Origin of the sequence: Paenibacillus wulumuqiensis (assembly GCF_000971965.1) — a bacterium.
Classification (GTDB): Bacteria; Bacillota; Bacilli; order Paenibacillales; family Paenibacillaceae; genus Saccharibacillus; species Saccharibacillus wulumuqiensis.
In genome coordinates, this window is sequence record NZ_LAQP01000035.1 from 1 (window position 1) to 1,486 (window position 1,486).

The 1,486-nt window shown below is 54.8% G+C and carries 1 rRNA gene; it reads left to right on the plus strand.

Going from position 1 to position 1,486, the window contains the following annotated elements:
• Window positions 1–1,486 (plus strand): 23S ribosomal RNA (locus WH45_RS22585); the annotation flags it as partial.

The window sequence follows — 1,486 nt, forward strand, 5'->3', positions numbered from 1 at the left end:
TTCCTGTACCACCGAAAGCCGTTATGAGCAATGGGGTGACGCAGGAGGGTAGTGACGCGGACTGATGGATGTCCGTCCAAGCAGTGAGGCTTGCATGTAGGTAAATCCGCATGCTCCAAGGCCAGGCTGTGATGGGGAGCGAAAATTACAGTAGCGAAGGTCATGATCTCACACTGCCAAGAAAAGCCTCTAGCCAGGAAGCAGGTGCCCGTACCGCAAACCGACACAGGTGGGCGAGAAGAGAATTCTAAGGCGCGCGGAAGAACTCTCGTTAAGGAACTCGGCAAAATGACCCCGTAACTTCGGGAGAAGGGGTGCCCCGGTAGTGTGAATAGCACGAGGGGGCCGCAGTGAAAAGGCCCAAGCGACTGTTTAGCAAAAACACAGGTCTGTGCGAAGCCGCAAGGCGAAGTATACGGGCTGACGCCTGCCCGGTGCTGGAAGGTTAAGGGGAGTGGTTAGCGCAAGCGAAGCTATGAACCGAAGCCCCAGTAAACGGCGGCCGTAACTATAACGGTCCTAAGGTAGCGAAATTCCTTGTCAGGTAAATTCTGACCCGCACGAATGGCGTAACGATTTGGGCGCTGTCTCAACGAGAGATCCGGTGAAATTTTAATACCTGTGAAGATGCAGGTTACCCGCGACAAGACGGAAAGACCCCATGGAGCTTTACTGCAGCTTGATATTGAACTGGGGTGCGATTTGTACAGGATAGGTGGGAGCCTACGAAGAGGGAGCGCAAGCTTCCTTGGAGGCGCCGTTGGGATACCACCCTGATCGCATCTGAGTTCTAACCTGGTACCGTAATCCGGTACAGGGACCGTGTCAGGTGGGCAGTTTGACTGGGGCGGTCGCCTCCTAAAATGTAACGGAGGCGCCCTAAGGTTCCCTCAGAATGGTTGGAAATCATTCGAAGAGTGTAAAGGCATAAGGGAGCTTGACTGCGAGACCTACAAGTCGAGCAGGGACGAAAGTCGGGCTTAGTGATCCGGTGGTACCGCATGGAAGGGCCATCGCTCAACGGATAAAAGCTACCCTGGGGATAACAGGCTTATCTCCCCCAAGAGTCCACATCGACGGGGAGGTTTGGCACCTCGATGTCGGCTCATCGCATCCTGGGGCTGAAGTAGGTCCCAAGGGTTGGGCTGTTCGCCCATTAAAGCGGTACGCGAGCTGGGTTCAGAACGTCGTGAGACAGTTCGGTCCCTATCTGTCGTGGGCGTAGGAAATTTGAGAGGAGCTGTCCTTAGTACGAGAGGACCGGGATGGACGCACCGCTGGTGTACCAGTTGTTCCGCCAGGAGCATCGCTGGGTAGCTACGTGCGGAAGGGATAAGCGCTGAAAGCATCTAAGCGTGAAGCCCCCCTCAAGATGAGATTTCCCAGTATGTAAGACCCCTTGAAGACGACGAGGTAGATAGGTTGGGGGTGGAAGTGCAGCAATGCATGGAGCTGACCAATACTAATCGGTCGAGGGCTTATCCAA